The sequence below is a fragment of the Streptomyces sp. NBC_00154 genome (assembly GCF_026342835.1).
In the GTDB taxonomy this organism is placed as follows: Bacteria; Actinomycetota; Actinomycetes; order Streptomycetales; family Streptomycetaceae; genus Streptomyces.
Window position 1 is genome coordinate 1286336 of sequence record NZ_JAPEMI010000002.1, and the last position, 17692, is coordinate 1304027.

16 protein-coding genes, 1 tRNA gene and 1 pseudogene are annotated in these 17692 nt (G+C 67.4%); 10 read left to right on the forward strand and 8 right to left on the reverse strand.

From position 1 onward, the window contains the following. Positions 1 to 453 precede the first annotated feature (453 nt). The 5 genes from chvE (at position 454) to OHA03_RS42465 (ending at position 6614) form a co-directional block, all read left to right on the forward strand. Positions 454 to 1569: a multiple monosaccharide ABC transporter substrate-binding protein gene (gene chvE, locus OHA03_RS42445; protein WP_267009268.1), complete on the forward strand. Its 1116-nt coding sequence runs from the start codon at positions 454 to 456 to the stop codon at positions 1567 to 1569. Next, positions 1566 to 3107 (forward strand): multiple monosaccharide ABC transporter ATP-binding protein, encoded by a 1542-nt coding sequence (gene mmsA, locus OHA03_RS42450; protein ID WP_267009269.1) that lies wholly within the window; start codon positions 1566 to 1568, stop codon positions 3105 to 3107. The genes chvE and mmsA overlap by 4 nt, the downstream gene beginning before the upstream one ends. Before the next feature lie 42 nt (positions 3108 to 3149). Continuing rightward, complete coding sequence (gene mmsB / locus OHA03_RS42455; protein ID WP_267009663.1) at positions 3150 to 4349, forward strand: multiple monosaccharide ABC transporter permease; 1200 nt, start codon at positions 3150 to 3152, stop codon at positions 4347 to 4349. A 359-nt stretch (positions 4350 to 4708) separates the two neighbouring features. After that, positions 4709 to 4782 (forward strand) — tRNA-Met (locus tag OHA03_RS42460). A gap of 428 nt (positions 4783 to 5210) precedes the next feature. Then, on the forward strand, positions 5211 to 6614 hold the full coding sequence (locus OHA03_RS42465; RefSeq protein ID WP_267009270.1) for a M20/M25/M40 family metallo-hydrolase: 1404 nt from the start codon (positions 5211 to 5213) through the stop codon (positions 6612 to 6614). A gap of 419 nt (positions 6615 to 7033) precedes the next feature. Here the strand turns inward: OHA03_RS42465 and OHA03_RS42470 are convergent, their stop codons facing one another. Together OHA03_RS42470 and OHA03_RS42475 are read right to left on the reverse strand one after the other, a co-directional pair. Next, positions 7034 to 7987, reverse strand: a complete 954-nt coding sequence (locus OHA03_RS42470) for an IS481 family transposase (RefSeq protein WP_267009271.1) — start codon at positions 7985 to 7987, stop codon at positions 7034 to 7036. 728 nt (positions 7988 to 8715) lie between these two features. Continuing rightward, positions 8716 to 9285 (reverse strand): YdeI family protein, encoded by a 570-nt coding sequence (locus OHA03_RS42475; RefSeq protein ID WP_267009272.1) that lies wholly within the window; start codon positions 9283 to 9285, stop codon positions 8716 to 8718. 387 nt (positions 9286 to 9672) lie between these two features. Here OHA03_RS42475 and OHA03_RS42480 point away from each other — a divergent pair, with 387 nt between their 5' ends. Continuing rightward, on the forward strand, positions 9673 to 10116 hold the full coding sequence (locus OHA03_RS42480; RefSeq protein ID WP_267009273.1) for a DUF6228 family protein: 444 nt from the start codon (positions 9673 to 9675) through the stop codon (positions 10114 to 10116). A 132-nt stretch (positions 10117 to 10248) separates the two neighbouring features. Here the strand turns inward: OHA03_RS42480 and OHA03_RS42485 are convergent. Continuing rightward, positions 10249 to 10470: pseudogene (locus OHA03_RS42485) on the reverse strand (hypothetical protein); the annotation flags it as partial. Here OHA03_RS42485 and OHA03_RS42490 point away from each other — a divergent pair. Then, positions 10441 to 10713, forward strand: a complete 273-nt coding sequence (locus tag OHA03_RS42490) for a hypothetical protein (protein WP_267009701.1) — start codon at positions 10441 to 10443, stop codon at positions 10711 to 10713. The pseudogene OHA03_RS42485 and the gene OHA03_RS42490 overlap by 30 nt on opposite strands. Positions 10714 to 10917: 204 nt before the next feature. Here OHA03_RS42490 and OHA03_RS42495 read toward each other — a convergent pair whose 3' ends face one another. Then, positions 10918 to 11424, reverse strand: coding sequence for a hypothetical protein (locus OHA03_RS42495; RefSeq protein WP_267009274.1), 507 nt, complete (start codon positions 11422 to 11424; stop codon positions 10918 to 10920). A 97-nt stretch (positions 11425 to 11521) separates the two neighbouring features. Between OHA03_RS42495 and OHA03_RS42500 the strand changes: the two genes are divergently transcribed. From OHA03_RS42500 to OHA03_RS42510, 3 genes are all read left to right on the forward strand, one after another. Continuing rightward, on the forward strand, positions 11522 to 12451 hold the full coding sequence (locus OHA03_RS42500; protein WP_267009275.1) for a GlxA family transcriptional regulator: 930 nt from the start codon (positions 11522 to 11524) through the stop codon (positions 12449 to 12451). A 135-nt stretch (positions 12452 to 12586) separates the two neighbouring features. Further along, the gene (locus OHA03_RS42505) at positions 12587 to 13156 is read left to right on the forward strand and encodes a GNAT family N-acetyltransferase (RefSeq protein ID WP_267009276.1); all 570 of its coding nucleotides are present in this window, start codon (positions 12587 to 12589) and stop codon (positions 13154 to 13156) included. Between the two features lie 49 nt (positions 13157 to 13205). Continuing rightward, the gene (locus OHA03_RS42510; protein WP_267009277.1) at positions 13206 to 14702 is read left to right on the forward strand and encodes an IS1182 family transposase; all 1497 of its coding nucleotides are present in this window, start codon (positions 13206 to 13208) and stop codon (positions 14700 to 14702) included. Positions 14703 to 15065: 363 nt separating this feature from the next. On the opposite strand, the gene OHA03_RS42515 is transcribed toward OHA03_RS42510, so the two are convergent. The 4 genes from OHA03_RS42515 to OHA03_RS42530 all read right to left on the reverse strand — a co-directional run bounded on the left by OHA03_RS42515 (position 15066) and on the right by OHA03_RS42530 (position 17649). Continuing rightward, complete coding sequence (locus OHA03_RS42515; protein WP_267009278.1) at positions 15066 to 15239, reverse strand: hypothetical protein; 174 nt, start codon at positions 15237 to 15239, stop codon at positions 15066 to 15068. Positions 15240 to 15435: 196 nt separating this feature from the next. After that, entirely contained in the window at positions 15436 to 15810 is a 375-nt protein-coding gene (locus OHA03_RS42520) for a toxin Doc (RefSeq protein WP_267009279.1), read from the reverse strand. A 4-nt stretch (positions 15811 to 15814) separates the two neighbouring features. Beyond that, positions 15815 to 16066 (reverse strand): antitoxin MazE7, encoded by a 252-nt coding sequence (locus OHA03_RS42525; protein WP_267009280.1) that lies wholly within the window; start codon positions 16064 to 16066, stop codon positions 15815 to 15817. Positions 16067 to 16161: 95 nt separating this feature from the next. Continuing rightward, a complete protein-coding gene (locus tag OHA03_RS42530) occupies positions 16162 to 17649 on the reverse strand; it encodes an IS4 family transposase (RefSeq protein WP_267009281.1) in 1488 nt (495 codons plus the stop codon). Positions 17650 to 17692: the final 43 nt, after the last annotated feature.

Below are 17692 nucleotides of genomic sequence, written 5' to 3' on the forward strand. Positions count from 1 at the left end.
GCCTTGTCAGAGGCGGCAGTTGAAGTTCCGGGCGGCCGTGATCGCCTGACGACAGCATAGGCTCTCAGGCAGTACGAGGAGTTCCCCCGGCCCGGCGCCGGCACTCGTGCCGGAGCGATGTGAGCCGGCCTCGGAACGGCCGAAACCCGCTCCGGTGACCTGCTTGTCCCAGTCGCGCGTGCGCGAACCATTGACACTCTCCCCGACCCCTCACTACGGTCACGCCAGAATTTCGAACGGGTGACGAAATATCGAACACCCTAGGAGCTATAGGAGTTACGCGAGCCCCAGGAGCAACCACCTTGCCGCTCAGGGGAATCGGCTGATCGTCCGGCAGTCACGAATGGGCACGCTCAGCGATTCGAACCTTGTCCGATATATCGAACGCTCGATGGGGTCACCTCCTTGTCGGGCCAACTTCCGCCGTTTCCCTCGTACTCCGGAGGACCGATCATGCGCACGACCCGTACGCGTACTGCAGCAGCCGCCCTGACAGCCGTTGCGCTGTCCCTCTCACTTGCCGCCTGCGGGCAGAGCGGCGCCGGCGGCAGCAAGGAGGAGAAGGCGGGTGGTAAGGGCTCCACCATCGGTATCGCCATGCCGACCAAGTCGTCTGAGCGCTGGATAGCCGACGGCCGCAACATGGTCGCCGAGTTCAAGAAGCTCGGCTACAAGACCGATCTGCAGTACGGCGAGGACGACGTCGACCAGCAGGTCTCCCAGATCGAGAACATGATCACCAAGGGTGTGGACGTCCTGGTGATTGCGGCGATCGACGGCCGGGCGCTGAGCGATGTCCTTCGGCAGGCGGGGGAGCAGAACATCAAGGTCATCTCCTACGACCGGCTCATCCTCGGCAGCCCGGACGTCGACTACTACGCCTCCTTCGACAACGAAAAGGTCGGCGAACTCCAGGCCGGTTACCTCGTCGACAAGCTCGGCCTGAAGTCCGGATCCGAGAAGGGGCCCTTCAACATCGAGCTGTTCGCGGGGTCGCCGGACGACAACAACACGCGCTACTTCTTCCAGGGCGCCTGGAAGACCCTCAAGCCGTACATCGACAAGAAGCAGCTCGTGGTCCGCAGCAAGCAGACGAAGCTGGACCAGATCACCACCCTGCGCTGGGACGGCGGCACGGCACAGAAGCGCATGGACGACCTGCTGACCAGCGCCTACTCGTCGGCCGAAGTGGACGCCGTGCTCTCCCCGTACGACGGCATCTCCATCGGCATCATCTCGGCGCTCAAGTCGGACGGCTACGGCACCAAGTCGAAGCCCTACCCGGTCGTCACCGGCCAGGACGCCGAGGTCGCGTCCGTGAAGTCGATCATTGCGGGACAGCAGACCCAGACCGTGTACAAGGACACCCGGGCCCTGGCCAAGCAGGCGGTCCAGATGGCCGACGCCGTACTCCACGACAAGAAGCCCGAGGTCAACGACACCACGACGTACAACAACGAGAAGCGCGTCGTGCCGTCCTTCCTCCTGGACCCGGTCAGCGTCGACAAGACCAACTACCAGGCCGAGCTGGTCGATTCGGGTTACATCAAGGAGAGCGACCTCCGATGACCGTGCCGGTCCTCGAAATGCGGTCCATCGTCAAGACCTTCCCCGGCGTCAAGGCGCTCTCGGACGTCTCCCTGACCGTCGCGGAGGGCGAAGTACACGCCCTCTGCGGGGAGAACGGCGCCGGTAAGTCGACCCTGATGAAGGTTCTCAGCGGAGTGCATCCGCACGGGAGCTACGAGGGCGAGATCCGATTCCGCGGCGAGCGCTGTGCGTTCAAGGACATCCGCGCCAGTGAGGCACGCGGGATCGTGATCATCCACCAGGAACTCGCCCTGGTGCCGTACCTCTCCATCGCGGAGAACATCTTCCTCGGCAATGAACACGCCAACCACGGCTTCATCAGCTGGAACGAGACACTGCGGCACGCCGCCGCCCTCCTGGAACGAGTCGGGCTGCGTGAGCACCCGCAGACCAGGGTCGCGGACATCGGAGTCGGCAAACAGCAGCTCGTCGAGATCGCCAAGGCCCTCGCCAAGAAGGTCGAACTGCTGATCCTCGACGAACCGACCGCCGCACTCAACGACGAGGACAGCGCCCAGCTCATCAGCCTCATCAAGGAGCTGAAAGGGCAAGGGATCTCCTCGATCATCATCTCGCACAAGCTGGGCGAGATCGCGGCGGTCGCCGACTCGGTCACCGTCATCCGCGACGGCCGCACCGTCGAGACCCTCGACGTGCACGCCGAGGCGACCACCGAGGACCGCATCATCCGCCTCATGGTCGGACGCGACCTCGACCACCGCTTCCCCGAACGGACCAGGTACGAGGGCGATCCGGGCACCCACCCTGCCCTGGAGATCCGCGACTGGACCGTGCACCACCCCATCGACCAGCACCGCAAGGTCGTCGACCAGGCCCACGTCGAGGCCCGGCGGGGCGAGATCGTGGGCATCGCCGGTCTGATGGGCGCGGGACGCACCGAACTGGCGATGAGCGTCTTCGGACGCAGCTACGGCCACAACATCAGCGGCAAGGTCTTCAAGGACGGCAAGGAGATCCGTACCCGCACCGTCCCGGAGGCTGTCCGGCACGGCATCGCCTACGTCACCGAGGACCGCAAGCAGTACGGCCTCAACACCATCGACACCATCGGCCGCAACATCACCCTCAGCGCCCTGGACAAGGTGGCGCGGCGCGGCGTCGTCGACGAGCACGAGGAGACCCGGGTCGCGGAGTCGTACCGGAAATCCATGAACATCAAGGCCCCGACCGTCTTCGAGCAGGTCGGCCGGCTCTCCGGCGGCAACCAGCAGAAGGTCGTCCTCAGCAAGTGGATCTTCGCCGGACCCGATGTGCTGATCCTCGACGAACCCACCCGCGGCATCGATGTAGGCGCCAAGTACGAGATCTACACCGTCATCGACCGGCTCGCCGCCGACGGCAGAGCAGTCGTGCTGATCTCCTCCGAACTGCCCGAACTCCTCGGCATGTGCGACCGCATCTACACCATGTCGGCCGGCCGGATCACCGGCGAAGTCCCGCGCGCCGAGGCCACCCAGGAGGTCCTGATGCGCCATATGACCAGCGACAAGAGGTAGCAGGAAATGTCCCAGGCCCCCACCGAGACCCCGCAGCGCCCGATGCCGGCCACAGCGGCAGTGCCCGCGACCACCGGCACCCTCCTCCTGGACGCGGCCCGCCGCAACATGCGCCAGTACGGGATGCTCATCGCCCTCGGACTGATCGTCGTGCTCTTCGAGATATGGACCGACGGCGTCCTGCTCAAGCCGAACAACGTCACCAATCTGGTGCTCCAGAACAGTTACATCCTCGTCCTCGCCATCGGCATGATGATCGTCATCATCGCCGGCCACATCGATCTGTCGGTCGGCTCACTGGCCGCCTTCGTCTCCGCCGCCTGCGCCGTGATGATGGTCGAGCAGGATGTGCCATGGGTCCTCGCCCTGGTCCTCGCCCTCGTCGTCGGAGCGGTCGCCGGAGCGTGGCAGGGCTTCTGGATCGCGTACGTCGGCATCCCGTCATTCATCGTCACGCTGGCCGGGATGCTGCTCTTCCGCGGCGGCACCCAGATCCTCCTCGGCAGCCGCTCGCTCGGCCCGTTCCCCGAAGGCTTCCAGAAGATATCCACCGGCTACCTCCCGGAGGTCGGTCCGCAGACCAACTATCACAATCTCACCCTCCTCATGGGCCTCGGGCTCCTGGCCTTCGCCCTGATCCAGGAAGTCCGCGACCGGCGGCGGCAACAGCGGTACGGACTCGACGTCCTGCCCAGGAACCTCTTCCTCGCCAAGTGCGTGGCCATGGGCGCGGCAGTCCTCGCCTTCACGATGACCCTGGCCAGCTACCGCGGCGTCCCGGTCGTCCTGCTCCTGCTCGCCGTACTGCTCTTGGGCTTCGGATACGTCATGCGCAACGCGATCGTCGGACGCCATGTGTACGCGCTCGGCGGCAACCGGGCAGCAGCGAAGCTGTCGGGGGTGAAGGACCAGCGCGTCACCTTCCTGGTCTTCGTGAACATGGGGGTGCTTGCCGCCCTCGCCGGCATCGTCTACGCAGCCCGCCTCAATGCAGGCGTCCCTCAGGCCGGGACCAACTTCGAACTGGAGGCCATCGCCGCCGCGTTCATCGGCGGCGCCTCGATGAGCGGAGGCGTCGGCACCGTGTTCGGCGCGATCATCGGCGGCCTGGTGCTCGGTGTACTCAACAACGGGATGTCGCTGGTGGGCATCGGAACCGACTACCAGCAGGTCATCAAGGGATTTGTCCTGCTTGCCGCGGTCGGGTTCGACGTCTACAACAAGCGCAAGGCTGGCTCCTGACCGTCCCTGCCGCTCGGCAGAAGTCACGCCCACGCAGGACCAGCAACCAGCAGGCTCTCGTCGCCGGCGCAACTGCCCGGCGGCGAGAGCCTGAACAACCGGGCGCACACCTTCGCAGTAATTCCCAATTGACGTGCCCTGAACTCAAGGACCTGGTCATGAACACGGCGAATCCCTGCCCGAAAGGTGACCTGCGCGTGTCCCGTCTGCGCAGGCGTCCCGCCGCAAGCCACTTCGTGCGCGGGCTCTGTTGCGGTGCCGGTTCTCCGGCTGCCAGCGCCGCGCGATCTGGCTCCAGAAGCGCTTCTGACGTCGATTCGACCGAGCCGGGGTCGGCGTCGTAGAGTTCACCGTACCGACGCGGGGTGGAGCAGCTCGGTAGCTCGCTGGGCTCATAACCCAGAGGTCGCAGGTTCAAATCCTGTCCCCGCTACTCAAACGTGAAGGCCCGGTGGGTACCGGGCCTTCACTGCATCTGGCCCCGCTCGACCTGGTCCTGAGGCAACAGGACTCCGGGACGAAGAAGGCGTCAACAACATTGCGTCTTCGAGGCCAAGCTCGCCACGACCCCGTCCGCCAACGGTCCCTGGAGATTGGCCCCTCCCCTCACCGTCGGCAAGCCGGTCTCCTCCTGCTCACCAGGCGCCGCCTCCGAGGTCACCCTCCTCCTCCCGGACGGCCGCCTGCGCCGAGAGCAAGCAGTCGAGCCGGGCGGTGACGCACACGGAGGGCGGCTAACGCTGGCGTGGCACGCAACAGGGCTCTCTTGCGCACCCGCACGCACTCTTGCCGCGAGTGGTTGCATACACAACCATTGTTGTGGTCCGGCATCCATGGTTCGCGTCCATCCCAGGAGGACAGATGTGCCCCAGCAGGAGAACGGTCCTGACCGCAACGGCAGCGGGTGCGGGGGTCGCGGCGGTGGGACGCCCGGCCGAGGCGTCGGAGGCGTCGGGGTGCGGAGCGCGCCCGCCCGCGACGGCCCAGTCGCCCTCCCGCGAACTGCGTTCCCTGATCAAGGAGATCGACCACGACCGGATCGAGGCCACCGTCCGCAAGCTGGTCTCGTTCGGTACGCGGCACACGCTCTCGGCGCAGGACGACCCGGTGCGAGGAATCGGCGCGGCGCGCGACTGGATCGCGGCCGAACTCCGCACGTACGCTGTTGAGTCGGGCGGCCGGATGTCGGTGGAGCTCCAGTCGTACGTCCAGGAACCGGCGACCCGCATCCCGACCACGACCCGCATCACCAACGTCATCGCAACGCTGCGGGGCTCGGTCACGCCGGAGCGCGTGTACGTCGTCTCGGGCCACTACGACTCGCGGGTCACGGACGTCATGGACGCCACCTCGGACGCGCCGGGCGCGGACGACGACGCGTCGGGGGTCGCCGTGGCGATGGAGCTCGCGCGGGTGATGGCACGCCGGCGCCCGGCGTCGACGATCGTGTTCGCGGCGGTGGCAGGGGAGGAGCAGGGGCTGTACGGAGCCACGCACATGGCGGAGCAGTTCAAGTCGGCCGGCGCGGACATCCAGGGGATGTTCACGAACGACATCGTGGGCAGCAGCACGGCCGACGACGGCAGCCGGGACCCGTACACCATCCGTCTGTTCGCGGAGGGCGTGCCCAGTTCGGAGACCCCCGAACAGGCGGCGACGCGCCGCTCGGTGGGCGGCGAGAACGACTCCCCGTCCCGCCAGCTGGCCCGTTTCGTCCGCGACGTCGCCGAGCACGACGCGACCGGCATGCACGTCCGCGTCGTCTACCGCCGCGATCGCTACCGCCGGGGCGGCGACCATGTCCCGTTCCTCGAACGCGCCTACCCGGCCGCGCGTTTCACCGAACCGGCCGAGGACTTCGCCCACCAGCACCAGGATGTGCGCGTCGACGCGGACGGCAAGCAGTTCGGCGACCTGCCGGAGTTCTGCGACTTCCCCTTCGTGGCACGGGTCGCGAAGGTCAACGCGGCGGCCCTGTGGACGCTGGCCCAGGCACCGGGGACGCCACGCGACGCGAAGGTCGTCACGTCCACGCTGACCAATTCCACACAGCTCCTGTGGACCCGCGGTGCCGAGCCGGACCTCGCGGGCTACGAGATCGTGTGGCGTGAGACGACCGCTCCCGAGTGGACGCATGTCATCCCCGTGGCTGACGTGACGACGTACGAGATCGATCTCTCCAAGGACAACGTCTTCTTCGGCGTACGAGCGGTGAACAGGGCGGGGGAGCGGAGCCCGGTGGCGTTCCCCGCACCGCAGAATTAGGGGGTCCTGTGGCGTTCCGGGCACCGCGGGGTGAGGTGCCGGGGCGCCGCCCTACCAAGGCTCCGGTGACCTCTACCTGGGGTCGGGCGAGCCCACTGAGCACATAGCTCGCCGGTACGGCCCGGCCGGCCTCCGGTGTCGACCCCGCGGAGTACGCACGCTGAAAGCTGTAGGGCGCCGAGCGGCCGTGAGGATGCTCGCCGCCGAGGTCCGCCACGAGTGTGCGACATCCCGTGAGTTCCCCTGAGCCCTGCTGAGTCCCTGTGCCCGTGGCCAGCGGGTTCTTCCTCCATCGCGTGGCCTGTCGCCAGGTGACGTAACTTCGGGACTCCTGAAGCGCTCTCATCCCGTCCGACCGATCCGAAGTCGGGATGAAGGCGAGGAGGCTCGGGTCTACGGCGCCGGCAGTCGTACGGGGCCTAGCTGTACTGACCCGTGAGGTTGGGGACGCGGCTGGCGGGTGGTTGGCCCTTGAGCGCGGTGTGTCCGCGGTGGTGATTGTAGGTGTGCAGCCAGGCGGGGTAGGCCTCGCGTCGTTCGCTCTCGGTGCGGTAGAGCTTTGCGTAGGCCCATTCGTCGAGGAGAGTGCGGTTGAACCGCTCCACCTTCCCGTTGGTCTGGGGCCTGTAGGGCCGAGTGCGCTTGTGTGAAATGCCTTGTTCGGCAAGGGAGTTGCGCCAAAGGTGTGACCGGTAGCAGGACCCGTTGTCAGTGAGAACCCGCTGGACGGTGATGCCGGCAGCGGTGAAGAAGGTCTGGGCTCGCTGCCAGAATCCGACGGCGGTTTCCTTCTTCTCGTCGGTGAGGATCTCGCTGTAGGCGAGTCGGGAGTGGTCGTCGACGGCGTTGTGCAGGAAGCTCATGCCGGCGTTCGCCCGGTTCTTTCGGCCCTCGGCCCGGCCGAGGACCTTGTGGCCGCCGCCGTCGGGGATGTTGCCGAGTTTCTTGATGTCGACGTGCACGAGGTCGCCGGGAGCGACGTGTTCGTAGCGGCGGATCACCCGGCCGGTGGCGCGGTCCAGGTGGGCCAGGCGGGCGAGGCCGTACCGGGTGAGAACACGGTGCACGGTCGCGGGATTCAGCCGTAGCAGGTAGGCGATACGGGCCGGTCCCCAGCGGCGCAGAAGCCGGACTTTGATGATCCGCCGCTCGGTGCGGGTCGGGGTCCGACGCGGGCTGTGGTGCGGCCGTGAGGAGAGGTCGGCCATACCGGCCTCGCCGAGCTCGCGGTAACGGGCGGCCCACCGCTGGGCCGTCGTGGGCGAGACCTGGAAGCGTTCGGCGGCCCGCCGCAGCGGCCAGCCGTCCTCGACGACGCAGCGGGCCAGACGCAGACGTCCGGTCTCGGTCAAGGGTGCATTACGGTGGGGCATGAGGGCCTTCTGATCGTTCGGTGGAGATGTCGCAATCCACACCGAACCCGGAAGGCCCTCACTCGTTCAAGATCCCCAAGCCGTGGGATCCGTCACCAACCTCCGTGGTCAGAACACCTAGCGCGAGCACTGGGCGTCCGTATCGGCGGAAGAGCTGGAGCAGTTCGAGACCGATGCGTGGTCCGGGTTCGTCCTCGCCCGCACTTCCGCAGGTCTGGCGGACAGCACGATCCGCGGAGACGTCGGACACCTGGACCAGATCAGGACCTGGTTCAGCCGGCCGCTGTGGGACATGGAGCCGGCCGACGCCGACGCGTACCTCGGGAAGGTGCTACGTGATGCGCCGAGCGGCGGCCGGTTGGCCTTCCCAGGCGCTGACCAGCAAGGCCTAGCCGATGCCGCTCAGACCCGTCAGGCTCCAGAGACACTACGTCGCGTGGGGTCGATGAAGGGGACGTTCGGGGCTGTTCTCATCACCGCAGCGGCCAACTGCTTGAGCTCCGTGGGAGGCCCGTCCCCACTTGACGACGGTCCCGGCAACAGACATGCCAACCAGCTTGTCCATCCGGTCGAGAAAGCGAAGCGTACGAGAGACCCCGCTCCGGGCCGCCCCCCAGTGGCGGGCGTACTGCGACGCCTGCATTGCGGCCGGCTTCCCGTCGGACGCCCTCGGGGCCTCGACGCCGCTGGCGGAACCGCCTGAGCGGCCTGAGCCTCTGACACCGCGCCTACCCGTCGGCGGCCAACGCCCGCACCGCGCGCTCCACTGCGGCTTGGCGCCCCTCGGGAGTTCGGGCTTGGAGCAAGGGCAGAAGTACCAAGTACTTCGCGGTCTTGTCGAGTGCCCCGAAAGCTTTTGTCGCCCGGGTATCCGCCGCCAGCGCCGCCGCCAGTTCGTCGGGCACTGCGGCCGTCGACTGCGGCGCGTATGCGGCGGCCCAACGTCCGTCCGCCTGCGCCTTGCGTACTTCCGCCAAGCCCGGCTCGCGCATCCGGCCCGCGGCCGCCAGCGCGGCGACCTTGTCGACGTTGACTTGCGACCACAGGCTGTTGGGGCGCCGCGGCACATACTTCTGCAGGTAGTACGAAGCGTCGAGCGACCGGCGCTGACCCGAGATCCAGCCCCAGCACAGCCCTGCGTCGACCAGTTCGTCGGCTGTCACGGACGCGATCCCGGAGCCCTTCTTGGCGACCTTGACCCACACGCCGTCGTGCCGTGCGTGGTGAGCCGCCAACCAGCCGTCGAACGCCTCGCCGTCCGCGAAGGCCACGACCTCGACACCGCCGATCTCGTCCATGGCCCCATGCTATGCGGCCACCGACCCGGCACCGGGCCACGCGTTCCAGTCCGCGGACTCCGCACGGGCCCTGCTGGAGCAGGCCACCGAGACATCCCCGTGAGTCGACCGCGAACCCACGGGGTCACCCACCAGAATCAGGGCAATCCACCCTCGGGTTCAGGCTGAAGAACCTTCAGTTTCCGCGAACTCGCGGGCCTCTCGGGGGTTGATACTGGTGGGCTCGCGTATTCAACTGTCGCCAGTTGATCAATCTGGCTCCGGAATCACTACTGACCGTGACGCTCCTGGCAGGGATCTGGGGGTGGAGCCCCCAACGTCGACGGGACGTAGCACCGCGTCGTAATGGCGATGACCGGGCCGTGTTGGCCTCCTTATCCTCAGTGGGTGAGTCTGATCGAGGTGGTTCCTGGGCGGGTCGAGCTCGTCGTTCGGGGGGCGGGGTCGCAAGCGCCCTCTATCCGGTTGTTCGACTGGTCGCGGACAGATGAGTTCGAGGTCGTATTCGCCGTGGAGGCTGTCGATGACGGCCTGCGCGCACGGATCGGGGCCGTGACCGTGACTGCCTGGGACGGTGCGGGATACCTGACCGAGTTTCTCGACGGTCTTGCGTGCGACTTCCGCGGTTGGGAGGGCGAGCGGTCTTGGGTCAACAACGAGCTGGTCGTGGCAGCGACGTTCGGTTCGGGCGGTCACGTGTGTCTGAGCTGGACCCTGCGAGCCGACGTCTTCTCCAGTGGCTGGGAGTGCACTGTGACGACCGTGATTGACGCTGGCGAAGAGCTGACGACTGTCGCTGCCGACGTGCAGGAATTCTTCCGCCAGGGGTAGCCGTCCCAGTGGCCCCGAAGCAAGCACTCATGCGCTCTCAGGCTCTCGGAACTGGGGGGCGAGCAATCTCAACACCTGTGGATCGGCCTCGGGATGGGCGCCGTCCCACTGTCTTGCTGTCCCGCCGTCCGCTCAGTCGTCAAAGTGGAGGTCAGGTCGCGTCCAGAGGGTGAGGTCGCTGCTGGTGGCGACCGCCAGGGTCAGGCCGGAGGGAGAGAAACCGGCTGCGCGGAGTTCTGAGTACGCGGAGTGGAAGATGTGCCACCACGTCCCTCCCGCCGGGCCTTTGTGGGACCCGCCGTCGGCGGAGAGGATGACGCGGTCGTGGGGCCACTCGGGGCTGACAACGTCCAGGCCAACGCCGGACACAACCTGGTCGCCCTCGCGGCCCGCACCACAGGTACCGGAGTGGCCGGAGACCTGGACAACGCCGTCGAGGCGGAGTCGAAGCCCCGTGGAGCCGACCGGAAGACCCGCGTCACCCGCCCGCGCCGCAAGGCCGGGACGGGGCGGGCAGGTGGCGCGATCCCCAGCCCCCGGGCCGGGAAGGAAACGGGAGACCGTCAACAGGACACCGGCGCGCAACTCGCGCTCTGATGACCCGTTACGGACCATTCCGGTGGAAACCTCGGGATTGCTGAGATCGCTTGATGATCAAAGCAACGGTCAAGACCACAAACGATCTCAAGGTGACAAGAACGATGCACCTTCGGTGACAGCAATCCTGCTCAGAACATCGGCACGACGTCGACGCTACGGCCTCGCCGAGAGAACGCCAATGGCTCGATCCAGGGAACACGGCTACGACATGAAGATCATCGCGGCAGCGCCGAGCAGGTCGACGACGAAGCACCACTCCGCCCATGCCCGGGGCACAACGTTCTTGGTCCGGTGGTGGGCGAAGCCCCAGGCAGCGTGACCGAGCCAGCCTGCGGCCAGGACGTACCAGCCGAGGCTGTGATCCACCGCCAGCGCCACCAAGGCCAGGACACCGAAGCCGAGCAGCCCCGACGTCTGAAGCATGAGCACGCCTGGCTCGTGGAGCTCCCCGCGCAACACCCCGAAGATCAGGTAACACACCGGCATGACGACGAAGAGCCACGCCAGGAACTCCAGGGCCGGGAGGCCGTCCGCGAATGTGGCGACCACCAACGCGAGAGCGAGGTACGTGGGCCAGCGGTGCTTGAGCACCACCACGACGCCGGAGGTTACAGTCTCCGAACCGTCCCGGCCGGCCGTGGCCGGTGCCTTGTCGTCCTGAGCGGAGCCGAACATCAGGTGGCCTCCCAAAGCGATGGTGTCGGTCATGGCTCCACTGTCGATCCGGCCGGTTCCACGAGAAGGCGGCGCCCTACGAGACGTCTGGAACCTTGGGGTGTGGGTCTCTTCGGCATAGGGTCGCCGCGTGGACGAACGCCTGATCGTGATCGTCGGCTACGACACGGCCGAGTTGCTGGACATCGCCTGCGTGACCACGAGCCTGGCCACGGCGAATCAGATCGGTAACCTCGCCCACCCCTACCGCGTGAGTGTGGCCAGTCCGGGTGGCAACCCAATATCTTGTGGTTCGGGCCTGACATTGCAGAGTCAGCAATCCCTTGAGCGACTCACCGGTCCGCTCGACACGTTGATCGTCTCGGGCGGCCTGGGACACGAGTGGGCGGCCGCAGACCCGCGCCTCGTTGGCCACGTCCGCCGCCTGGCCAAGGAAAGCCGACGCGTGGCCTCGGTGTGTACCGGGGCCGGCATCCTGGCCGCCACCGGACTACTGGACGGGCGCCGCGCCACCACGCACTGGCGGTACGCATCCCAACTCGCCGCACAACACCCCAAGATCACCGTGGATTCCAGCCCCATCTACATCCGCGACGGGGACGTCTATACGGCGGCCGGCATCACCAGCGCCCTGGATCTCACCCTCGCCTTCATCGAGGATGATCACGGCGCCGAGCTGGCCCGCCAAGTGGCGCGGGACCTGGTCACCTACCTGCAGCGACCGGGAAACCAGGCACAGATGAGCCTGTTCACCACCGCCCCGGCACCCAAGAACGACATGGTCCGACAACTCATCGAGTACATTACGAGCCATCTGGACCACGACTTGAACGCGGCCGCATTGGCGGCCCGCGCGGGCGTGACCCCACGCCACCTCACCCGGCTGTTCCTGGAACACCTCGGGCAGCCTCCGGCCCGGTTCATACGCCAGGCCCGCACCGAAGCGGCCGCTCACCTACTGGCGTCAACCGCGCTTCCGCTGGCAGGCGTGGCCAAGCGGTGCGGGTTCAGTTCGGCCGAGACGCTGCGCCAGGCTTTCACTAGGAGCGTGGGTCAGTAAACAACTCCTGGAATGCCGCGCCTCGTGGTGAAGTGCGGCTGCCGAGCGCTGCTCTTGAAAAGGCGTGGTTGCCGGGCAGTCGTGATGTGACAATCAGTCCACAACTTGATCCACATCCGCGTCCCGGAGGTCCGCATGGACATCGCCTCGCTGCTGCCGTTGACCACGTCCCGGTTGTCGCTGCGTCTGTTCACTCCCGGCGACGCCGACGACCTGTACGCCTACCAGAGTCTGCCGAGCGTGGCGCGCTACTTATACCGGCCGGCGCACACGCGTGAGCGCAGCGAGCAGGTTGCCGCCGAGCGCGCGGCGCAGACGGCCTGGCGCGCCGACGGGGACAAGCTGGTGCTCGCTGTCTGCCGACGCGATGAGCCCGGCGTCCTTGGCGAGGTGAGCCTCGGCCTGGCCGATGCCCGCGCCGCCCAGGCCGAGATCGGCTGGACTCTCGACCCAGGTCACGAGGGGCACGGCTACGCGACCGAGGCGGCCGCGGCGCTGGCCGGGTTTGCCTTCGACACGCTGGGCGTGCACCGGCTCTACGCACGGCTGGATGTGGAGAACACCGGGTCTGTGCGGGTCTGTGAGCGCCTTGGGATGCGCCGGGAGGCGCACTTGGTCGAGAACGACCTCGACGGGGATCGCTGGGGCAGCGAGTACATCTACGCGGCGCTGTCCGCGGATCTTGGCAGTCGATCAGGCGATTGAGCCCGACGCCGCCTCCTGTTCGTGATCTTCCATATGGGGGAATCCTGGTATGTCTGGTGGGGATGGCCTGTTCGAGGTGGATCCGGCGTCAGTGGTGAAGCCGGAGATCGCGCCGACGGTGGCGGTGAAGAAGACCTTCCGGGCGTTCGTCCCCGATCAGATGCTGCCGCCGTCGCTGGATGAGTGGCTGCCCGAGGGGCATCTGGCCCGATTCGTGGCCGAACTGGTCGACGAGGTGCTCGACCTGGGCCCGACCCTGGCGTCCTACACCGAGAAGCGCGGGTTCCCGCCGTATGACCCGCGGTTGATGGTCCGGCTGCTGATCTACGGGTACACCACCGGGGTGCGCTCGTCGCGGGCGATCGAGCGCAAGTGCACCGATGATGTGGCCTTCCGCTATCTGGCCGCGGGGGCGGGGCCGGACTACCGGTCGATATCCCGGTTCAGGGCCCGGCACCTGGACGCCCTGGCCGGGATCTTCACCCAGCCGCTGCGCCTGGCGCAGCGACTGGGCATGGTCAAGATGGGCCGGGTCGCACTCGACGGCACGAAACTGCAGGCCAACGCCTCCAAGCACAAGGCGATGAGCTACAACCGGCTGGTGGAGAAGGAAGAAGGCCTCGAAGCCGAGATCGCCGGCCTCGAGGCGGCGGCCGCCGGCCTGCTGGCCGATGCCGAGGCTCTCGATGCCGCCGAGGACGAGCGGTTCGGGCCCGACGGCAAGGACACAGACCTGCCCGCCGAACTCGACCGCAGGGAAAAGCGCCTGGCCAGGTTGCAGACCGCCCGCGCGCAGATCGAGGCCGAGGCCGCCGAGAAGGCCCGCAAGCACGCCGAGGACAAGGAGCGGCGACGCCAAAAGCGTGCCGGGACCGACGAACCCGAGGCGGTGGCCGAAGCCGGCGACCTGGCGGCCGAAACCGCGCGGCCGAAGGACAAGGCGCAGGCCAACTTCACCGACCCCGAACCGCGCATCATGAAGAACGGGGCCGGCGCGTTCATCCAGGCCTACAACGCCCAGGCCGTGGTGGACGACGCGCACCAGATCATCACCGCCGCCGACGTCATGACCAACCCCGCCGACGCACTCAACTACACCGGCATGCTCGACCAATCCGCCGCGAACACCGGAATCCACGCACGTCAGGCGCTCCTCGACGCGGGCTACTGCTCCGAGGCTAACCTTCAGGCCGCAGCCGAACGCAAGGAAGAACACGGCACCGACACCTTCATGGCCACCGGCCGCCTGTCCCACGACGAACGCGTCAGCCCCGCCCCGCGCGGACGCATCCCGGCCGACGCCACGGCGCGCGAGCGCATGGCCCGCAAACTGCACACCAAACCCGGACGCGCCGCCTACGCCCAACGCAAAGCCATCGTCGAACCCGTCTTCGGGCAGATCATGACCTGCCAAGACGGCCGCAGACTCCTGCTACGCGGCGAAGCAGGCGCCCGCGCCGAATGGCGGCTACTCGCCGCACGCCACAACCTGCGAAAGATCTTCGGGCAGGTCGGAACCCCCGGACTGACCGCCGCCCGAGCCTGAGCGCCCAGGCGGCAGCATCACCCTCCACAGCATCCACACCCCGCACCCGCCCCGACACCGCCGACAAACCAAAGACCGCCAGAGATCCGACCACCAACCCTCGACGGCTTGCTCGTTACCGACCCACGCTCCTAGCCGATACGGGATCTCACCGTCGCGATACCGGGCGACACAGACCGCGCACTCCGCCACGTAGGGCCGCTGCGGCCGTCTCCGGAGGCGGCCCAGTGGGTGAGGCGGCAGTGACAACGGCGGGCACGGCGTCCAGACCAATTACCTCGCAGAGAGGCGGGTGCCGATCGACGACCAGTCGTCCCGAAGCTATTCAAGCCGCATTACGGAGATCATTTCGCTGAGAAAACTTCAGTAGCGGGACACAGGTGTCAGGACGGCGTTCACGAAGCCACTGGTCCCGTAGTGCCGCATTCTGCGCGTAGCTTGATAGCGGGCCACCAGGACAGCGCCCGCGGCGCCGATGGCGGCACCGACAAGCGCGGACCCGGCCGTGATGAGACCGACGAGTACCTCGCTGTCCACTTGCGTCCCCCTGCCCGGTCGTCGACCGCTTGGGCTCTACTTGCAGTTCTGGACGGCGCCTTCGCCCGGATCGAGTCGATGTGGAAGGGCTATGCAAAAGCGGCCCGTGAGCTGGGTGCCCGCAGGCTCCCGAGTGGCCTCTATCAGTTCCAGCTTACGAGGCCTCGCCCGCATAGCCGCCGACGCCGATGCCGTGTCAGGCGCGCCAGGACCTCAGCCGATCGGCGATGTCGTACGAGTCCACGTGCAGGGCGCGGATGTCGTTGATCAGGTCGCGCCACGGCTCGTACGTCGTATCGACGGATTCGCCAGAAGCCTGCAGGTACGCGATGGCGACGCCGTACCCGTAAGCCTCATTGCGGGCGGGGAGGGGGCGCAGTAGTACGCACTCCTCCAGGAACACGGCGGCCCGCCAGAAGGCATCCGGATCCGTCTGATCCAGGCGCGGGGTGTTCACCCGGTGCCGGGCCGCCATGCCGACGAGTACGGACAGGTCGTTGACGGTGAGGTCGGTGCGGAGGATGTCTTCCTGGCGGGCCAGAAGCCATCGGTAGTCGACGAGCAATTTCACAGGTTCAGGCCGCCCGCTGAATCTCGTGCGTGGCCGCCGGCGGGAGCCCGCCGAAGTCGGCGTCGAACCGGTCCAGGATGCCGGGCTCGCCGATGACGCGGCGGAACGCGGCCGTCGCGGAGTCGAGGAGCTTCTCGTGCTCCTTCTCCGCGGCCACCTTGGCGAGGTAGTCCTTCATGGACATGCCCGCCCCGTCGGCCAGGGCCTTGAGCCTGTCCCTGGTGATGTCGTCGATCTTGACGCTGGTGTCTGCCATGGTTCCGAGTATGCCGCTGGGCATACCGTTCTGGCTACCCGCTTTGAAAAATGGCTTTGACCTGCAATGCCGGTGAGTTAGCGCGTCGGTGCAGGTCAGGTGGGGTGCTTGGTGACTTTGAGTGTGTAGCGGACGTTACTGGGAGTGCGGGTCTGGTCCCGTTTTCTGACCTCGAAGGTGTTCTTGGACGGCTTCTTGATGCGCTGGCACTGCCGGTTGCGCCGGGGCGGCAGGAGGGCGGCCAAGAGCTCTGTGGTGGCTTCGCGGCGGGCGGCGGCCAGTGTGGTGACGTCGGCTGCGGCCTGGGCGGCGACGGCCAGCCGGGCGAGCTGCACCGTGACGGTGAAGGAGATCCGGTCAGGATCGGTCCCGCCGTGTTCTGCCGCGCGCGTCTGCAGTGCGCATAGTGCCTGGTAGACGGTGAGAAGGGCGTAGATCTCCTGGTAGATCAGCTCGGGCGCCTTGGAGCGCAGGATGAATCCGGCGCCGCGCAGGCGGTTCTTCAGTTCCGCGAATCCGTTTTCGATCTCCCACCGCTGGTGATATGCCCTCGCCAGCTGGTGGGCCGGGGCGAGGCGGTGGTCCAGCAGGCTGGTGACCAGCCGGAACGTCTCGGTGCGGGGTGGGCCGGCCTGTGGGTGGATGGTCACGGTGTACTCGATGATCCGTACCAGGTGTCCCCGGGGCGGCTCGGTCAGGGTGCGTCCGGCCGCGCGGGCCTGACCGTGGCGGATGTTCTCCGCGGGCGTGCGCATGATGGACAGGTAGGACCCGTCGGACAGCACCCGCAGCGGCACGAAGACCAGGTTCTTCTTGATCCGCCAGGCCAGGTGGGCGCCGGTGGCGCGGGCCAGGCCCCACAGCTGGTATCCGGCGAAGTTGCGGTCGGCCAGCAGCAGCATGTCCCCTCGCAGGGAGGCCAGCAGCCGGCGGGCGAGCTTGTGCTCGCTGAACCTGGCCACGGCGTCGAAGGCCGCGTCGACCAGGGCGTGGGTGCCGCATTCGGTCAGGGCCATCAGGCGGACCTGTGGGTGTCCGCTCTGGTTGACACCACCCTTGCCGGTGAAACCGAACTCAGCAGCGTTTGCCGGGGTGTCGGGGACATCCAGCGCGGTGCCGTCCCAGGCGACCAGCCGCAGCCCGAAGGCGAACGCGCCCGGAGTGACGGTCGTGGCCAGCGTGCCGCACCGCCGCTCGAACAGCGCCTGCAGCGGCTTGTCGCCCAGCCGCTGCCGGGCCCGTGTCAGGGCCGAGCTGGTGGGCAAGCGCTGCACACACAGGCCTGGCAGATGCCGCAGCTTCTCCGTCAACGTGCGCAGGACCGACCGGTATCCCGGCGGCCCGGCACTGTCGGAGCTGCTGAACAGGCACAACGCCAGGATGAAGTAGACCACCGCCCGGGCGGGCAACAGCCGGCGGCGACGCTCGCCGCAGCCGGTCAACTCCACGACCTCGTCAACCAGTTCAGGGCTGATCTCCTCGGTCAACACGCCGAGACGGACGTGCTCGCCAAAGCGCCGGTCCGTGGGGGTCACCAGCCTGTTCAACGGGGCCTGGCTGCCCTCGGTGATGGCAGACGGCATGCGGACGATGGCACACTGAGTACCCAACGGAGTTCCCTCGCGG